This window comes from Nostoc sp. UHCC 0252, assembly GCF_034931145.1.
Taxonomy (GTDB): domain Bacteria; phylum Cyanobacteriota; class Cyanobacteriia; order Cyanobacteriales; family Nostocaceae; genus Nostoc.
In genome coordinates, this window is the sequence record NZ_JAYGHE010000003.1 from 197,990 (window position 1) to 204,447 (window position 6,458).

The 6,458-nt window shown below is 41.6% G+C and carries 7 protein-coding genes; 6 read left to right on the top strand and 1 reads right to left on the bottom strand.

Annotated features, from left to right (window positions below):
* Positions 1-607: 607 nt before the first annotated feature.
* Positions 608-1,954, bottom strand: coding sequence for an NAD(P)/FAD-dependent oxidoreductase (locus tag VB732_RS03165; protein ID WP_323203056.1), 1,347 nt, complete (start codon positions 1,952-1,954; stop codon positions 608-610).
* A gap of 1,015 nt (positions 1,955-2,969) precedes the next feature.
* Here VB732_RS03165 and cysE point away from each other — a divergent pair.
* The 6 genes from cysE to nifT all read left to right on the top strand — a co-directional run bounded on the left by cysE (position 2,970) and on the right by nifT (position 6,425).
* Complete coding sequence (cysE, locus tag VB732_RS03170) at positions 2,970-3,710, top strand: serine O-acetyltransferase (protein ID WP_323229367.1); 741 nt, start codon at positions 2,970-2,972, stop codon at positions 3,708-3,710.
* A 45-nt stretch (positions 3,711-3,755) separates the two neighbouring features.
* Complete coding sequence (locus VB732_RS03175) at positions 3,756-3,986, top strand: Asr1405/Asl0597 family protein (protein WP_323229368.1); 231 nt, start codon at positions 3,756-3,758, stop codon at positions 3,984-3,986.
* Between the two features lie 284 nt (positions 3,987-4,270).
* Positions 4,271-4,468, top strand: a complete 198-nt coding sequence (locus VB732_RS03180; protein WP_323229370.1) for a DUF2949 domain-containing protein — start codon at positions 4,271-4,273, stop codon at positions 4,466-4,468.
* A gap of 371 nt (positions 4,469-4,839) precedes the next feature.
* Complete coding sequence (nifV, locus tag VB732_RS03185; RefSeq protein ID WP_323229371.1) at positions 4,840-5,973, top strand: homocitrate synthase; 1,134 nt, start codon at positions 4,840-4,842, stop codon at positions 5,971-5,973.
* Positions 5,960-6,247 carry a nitrogen fixation protein NifZ gene (locus tag VB732_RS03190; protein WP_012407236.1) on the top strand — a complete coding sequence of 96 codons (288 nt, stop codon included), beginning with the start codon at positions 5,960-5,962 and terminating at the stop codon, positions 6,245-6,247. Before nifV ends, VB732_RS03190 begins: the two co-directional genes overlap by 14 nt.
* Positions 6,222-6,425: a putative nitrogen fixation protein NifT gene (gene nifT / locus VB732_RS03195; protein WP_323229372.1), complete on the top strand. Its 204-nt coding sequence runs from the start codon at positions 6,222-6,224 to the stop codon at positions 6,423-6,425. The genes VB732_RS03190 and nifT overlap by 26 nt, the downstream gene beginning before the upstream one ends.
* Positions 6,426-6,458 lie beyond the last annotated feature (33 nt).

A 6,458-nucleotide genomic window follows, 5' to 3' on the forward strand; every position in this document is an offset into this window, starting at 1 on the left:
TTGACTCAGCAGCAATTATAGAGTTTCTCTGTTTGCAATACAGACCTAACCCCCAGCCCCTTCCCTACAAGGGAAGGGGAGTAAAATTCAAAGCCTCTCTCCTTTTAGGATAGAGGTCAAAGTGTATTGCATCAAAATGAGAACCGCTATATTTGGTTTTGTTGATTTCTAGCCAGTTGCAGAGCGGGAACTGAACTCTGTTGAGCGCTGTATCATTTATGTAGAGCTATTCTACAGCACTCATTTTGCAACTGGCGTAGCTGGGACTCTAGAAGCGGAAAGTTTTACCTTATCCCCCGTACAACTTCTTCACATCCCTTTGTGTTGATATCTCCATTAAAACTGCAACTCGAAGTCATGATATGCCAAATTGCCAAAACTGCTGAGGGCGGTATTTCATCCCCATATTCTTTTCCTGGAACAGCAAATCTTTGCCCAAGATTTGCCACTACACACGTTAACTAATACCAATTCTCTAAAGTAAGGCAACAGATGTAAGCAGGGATTGCCTTGCTGCATCTAAATTTCTCAATTGCGAATTGCGTTAGCGGAGCGGGGCGTTAGCCCATTGCGAATTGCGAATTGGTACAAGCTGTGATACCTGAAGTTACAGAGGTGTCACAGAAGGCTCTTGCACCCTATCGTTAACAGTTTTTGGTTCTACAAAAGCTTCTCTACCTGTAATCAATCTAGAACGACGATTACGAGTGATATAATTCCACGCCCACTGAAATACTACTAGTAATTTAGTGTCAAACTCGATTAAGAAGTAGATGTGAACTAATAGCCAAAATGCCCAAGCAATGAAACCTGTGAGTTTGATTAAGCTTAAATCTACAACAGCTAAATTTTGCCCAATCATCGCCAAACTACCCACATCGTTGTAATGAAATTGTGGCAAAGTCTTACCTTGAAGCCGTCGTCGAATTAGTTTACCTACATACTCTCCTTGTTGTTTAGCTACGGGTGCAACACCAGGTAAAGGTTTAGCATCTTGATGGGAGAAGTTGGCTAAATCTCCAATTACGAAAATGTTGTCATAACCTTCGATAGACAAGTCAGGTTCTACAATGACACGCCCAGAGAAATCGCGCTCTACACCTGTAGTTTCTGCTAAGACTTTCCCCATTGGGGAACCTTGAACACCTGCTGCCCACAATATAGTTTTTGAGGCAATTTCTGTAAATTCATTGTCTTGCTTGAAAGTAACAATATCACCTTCAATATTTGTCACTCTGGTGTGAGTGTGGAGTTCTACACCCAACGTTTGCAAAGATACTGCTGCTGATGCCGATAATTCTGGAACCATGTGTGGGAGGATGCGAGGGCCCCCTTGTAATAGTAAAATTTTCGTTTCTGAAGTGTCGATGCTGCGGAAATCTTCTTTGAGAGTTTTGTATGCTAATTCTGCGATCGCACCTGCTAATTCTACACCAGTCGGGCCACCCCCCACAATCACAAAACTCAGCCAAGCACGGCGTTTTTCGGGATCTGTTTCTTTTTCTGCTGCTTCAAATGCGCCAAATATCCGGCGACGCATTTCTATCGCATCTTCCACAGTTTTCAAGCCGGGAGCAACTTTTTCCCAGTGATCTTTACCAAAATAGGAATGGTTAGCACCTGTGGCAACAATTAAAGTATCATAAGGTACTACTTCATCACCCAAAATAACTTGTTGCGCTTTTGGATCAATTTCATTTACTTCTCCCAACAACACCTTTGTATTCTTGCTTTTCTTAAATACAGATCGCAATGGTGCGGAAATATCAGAAGGTGATAGCGTACCTGTGGCAACTTGATATAAAAGCGGCTGAAATAGGTGAAAGTTACGTTTATCAATGAGAGTAACATTTACATTCGCTGCATTCAGACCCTTTGCTGCATATAGTCCACCAAAACCACCACCAATGATAACAACCTGATGTGGTGCATTCTTATTAATTCCAACTGCCATAAGAAATATGCCCTTGTGTTAAGAAGCTGTAACTATTCTTAACAAAGATGTAACAGCATTATGATAGAGGTTGCTGTTTATTTAGAACAATTGAAAAAATACTAAAAGTAGCCAAAGTTAGTTATTAGCCCACAGTTTCAGATTGTCCTCAGAAAAGATTTGTCCCACTTCGCCAATTAGGTAGGTACATTTGTCTATTCTTTGAAGAAGAATTCAGAAGTCAGAATTCAGGAGTCAGAATGAATCAGTGGCGGGTCTGAATCCCCCACTGATAGCGTAGCTTTAGCGAGTCCGCGAGCGTCTTAAAGACCACTAAATCTTTGATTTAGTGGGGGTCTTAAACCCCTGGATTCATCCGCCACTTGCACAGAATTCATTCTGAATTCTGACTCCTGACTCCTGAATTCTATTCGATAATTTGCTGCACAAAGAAAAACCCTGTTGTTTTACTCGAGTAATTCAGTAATCAAATCAGATTCCTATATTTGCGCTTATTGAAATGCTTTCCTTCAACACATCTATATAATAAGATATTCTCTGTGAGCGATAACTATATTTTGAAACGTATACATATATACAGACAGTAAATCCTAAAAGAAAATAAAGAAACCTGTCATTCGCCTATCCAAATAATAAGATACTAATAGTAATAGGAGATACAGAATATTGATTTGTAGCCTCATCTAAATCACCTTTGAGTGCATCTGAGTACAGCTTAATATATTGCAAAATATCTTGATGAAATGTTTGCAAAAGCTTACAGGTAAAGTTTCTTGTAGCGAGAACAGAAATTCTTTAACCCTGCCCCAAAAATACTAGTACCCCTATCATTAAATACTAGCGCCCCTAACCCAAGAGAAATTTTAAGTTTATCTTGAGTGGGGGTTTTGGCGTTTGAGTACAACCTTAATCAATCCAATAAATCCAATCAGCATCGGATTTTCTATCGAGTTGGATGTCACCTGATATAAGCATAAAAATAGCAGATGAATCTTTTACCAGATAGACATTACCGATGCAACAGTCTTTAGACAGTATTAGCGATCCTCCCAGTACCAAAACGCAGGATTCTGCACATAAATCCATGCTGAAAAATTTACTCTCTGGCGTTTTTTTTGAGCCATTATTGAGTGATTTTCGCATTATCTTTGAGCGCGATCCCGCAGCACGTAATTGGCTAGAGGTAGTATTTTGCTATCCCGGATTGCACGCACTCTGTTTGCATCGTCTTGCTCACTGGTTACATGGTCGAGGAGTTGGTTTTATCCCCCGTTTCATTTCCCATTTGGGGAGATTTTTGACAGGGATTGAAATTCACCCAGGTGCAGAGATTGGCCAGGGCGTGTTTATCGACCACGGAATGGGTGTTGTCATTGGCGAAACTGCGATCGTCGGCGACTACACACTGATTTACCAGGGCGTTACCCTTGGCGGAACTGGTAAAGAAACTGGTAAGCGTCATCCCACAGTGGGCAAAAATGCAGTGATTGGGGCGGGTGCGAAAGTTTTGGGTAATCTGCAAATTGGCGATCGCGTCCGTATTGGCGCAGGTTCCATTGTCTTGCGGAATATCCCCAGCGATTGCACAGTTGTAGGAATTCCCGGTCGAATTATTTCCCGAAATCAAAACGCCAGCCTTTCTCCTTTAGAACATGGAAAGCTACCCGATATGGAAGCAACCGTGATTCGTTCTTTGCTCTCGCGCGTTGAGCAACTTGAAAAACAACTGCAAACTTTAGGCGTTAAGAGTCATTAGTCACTTGCAAATGACAACTGACAAAGGACAAAGGACAAAGGACAAATGACAAATCATGTTTTGCAGATTCCTCTGAGCGATCGCTGGCGAATCTATTACCGACTGCAAGAGTTAAAAATAAATAGCTGCTGTCTCCCCGATGGTTCTTTACGAGTCCAAGTGAACAATTTGCTAGAAGCGATTCTAATTCGCAGTACAGTTATGCAATTTCTCGCTTCTCGTCAGGAATTATTAGAGTGGCTAGAGCGTTGCTGGTATTACAGCGATGGATCATGAATCTTCTAATTAATCTTGAATTCATGACGCAATCACTGAACTTTATCCTTTTTGTTCATGAATGCACAAAGCTCAAATAGCTTTAGACTTTGAAGCTACTGTATGCTTGCAGAATTTATTGCAGACTGAGATGGATTAGATGGGTTTGAGATTTTATTGCTTCTAGTAAATCTGAAATTCTCCTGACATTTAGCAACAATTAAAAAGGCAAAATCTCCAATGAAAATTGGAAATTATGATTTTTAATTATTTTCCCAAATTAGAAATTGAAAGTTCAATCATTTATGGCGACTCGGAACAGAGATATAAAACTCCTCACTTTTTTGCACAAAGAACTTGAACTTTCAAATGCCGATATTGCTGTAGCTCTGCGACACCGTGAATTAGAAAATGGGCCACTACCGATGCTCCTCTGGCAGTATGGTTTAGTTGATTTGGAGCAGCTAGGAAAGATTTTTGATTGGCTAGCAGAACATAGTTAGCTAATTTGTACCTTGTAGCTTTGAGTCCCATTACCTGCCTAAAGTACACACCAATGCACTAAAAGAAATGAGGTTACGAAGATGATTGCATCCTTAATTGCTGGATTCTGTGTATTACTTTGTTCAGGATTTGCTAATAGTTATATTAGCTCATTGCTACTCGAAGATATTTCAACTGACATCGGTAAAAACGATTTGTAAATTATACATTGATTTAGTTCCCTGTCATACAGATGTGATGCTGCTAATAAGTCAATAATTAAGGATCATGTATCCTACATTATGAATTGTGATATTTTTAGCATTTGCCATCGCTGGGGATTGTAGAGAGAAAGGATATTAAGAATACTTCCAAGAGAGGGATATTTGCAATGAATCAAATCATAATTAATGACACTACACTACGTGATGGCGAACAGGCGGCAGGTGTTGCTTTTACCCTAGAAGAAAAGGTTGCGATCGCTAAATTTCTCGATGCCATTGGTATTCCCGAATTAGAAGTCGGTATACCGGCAATGGGTGATGAAGAAACACGTGCGATCGCCGCAATTTCTGATTTAGGTTTACAAGCAAAACTCCTCGGCTGGAACCGCGCCGTCATCTCAGATATTAAGGCTTCTATTGCTTGCGGACTTAACCGGGTGCATATCGCTATTCCCGTCTCTGGTATTCAAATTGCCGCTAAATTCCACGGTCAATGGCGAGTAAGTTTGCAAAAACTCAAAGACTGCATCAGCTTCGCCGTCGATCAAGGTCTTTGGGTAGCAGTCGGCGGAGAAGATTCTTCTAGGGCTGATGAAAACTTCCTTTTAGATGTAGCGCTTTATGCCCAAGAATGGGGTGCATCCCGGTTCCGCTTCTGCGACACAGTAGGAGTTCTCGACCCTTTCACCACCTACACCAAGGTTAAACGGCTAGTTTCAGCTTTGATGATTCCCCTAGAAATCCACACCCACAACGATTTTGGTCTGGCAACAGCCAACGCTCTTGCGGGTATCAAAGCCGGAGCCTTATCAGTGAATACCACAGTCAACGGATTAGGTGAAAGGGCAGGAAACGCAGCTTTAGAAGAAGTTGTCATGGCAATTAAACGCATCTATGGCGTTGATTTAGGCATTGACACACCCGGTTTGCTGGAACTGTCTCAACTAGTTGCAGCCGCATCAGGAGCTAGCGTACCACCTTGGAAAGCGATCGTTGGCGAAAATACTTTTGCTCACGAATCTGGCATCCATGCTCACGGAGTACTACAAAACCCCATTACCTACGAACCATTTGCTCCCGAAGAGGTGGGTTGGGAACGGCGTTTAGTATTAGGCAAACATTCTGGACGGCATTTGGTTTCAAACTTGCTAGAACAGCATGGAATTTTCTTGAACCCCCAAGAAACCCAATCTGTTTTAGACGCAGTGCGCCATCAATCGGTACAGAAAAAACGCAGCCTGACGACAGAAGAACTTTTGAATTTGGTCAGAGAACAGAGGTACTCTCATGCAACGCGATGAATTAGAGCTAAACTTGCCACCCGCTTTTGAAATTGGTGAAAAAGTCAGAGTTCGGAAACTGCTGAAGAACGATGGTACTTTCCCAGGTAAAGAAGTCGGGCAAGTTTTAGTGAACAAAGGAGATATCGGCTACATAGCCAGTATAGGAACATATTTGCAGACTTCCTATATATATGCTGTGCATTTCTTGGAAACAGGATTCGTCGTCGGCTGTAAGAAAAAAGAACTAGAATCTGTTGAGGAATCTCATGAAAGTAATGCTACGCATGAATGATGCCGGTACTTTAGTAGTTTACGTTGCTAAAAAAGACCTAGAAGAAGAAGTAGTCAAACAAACCGATGGAAATGATGGCAAGATTCTCACCCTAGCAAATGGTTGGGAATTAGAATTTCGTGATTTGCCAGAAACAGCAAATTTACCTCAAACAGTAGAAGCTAAACGCCTCGCGTAAGGGTGCTGGGGATTGGGGGCTGGGGAAGAAGAA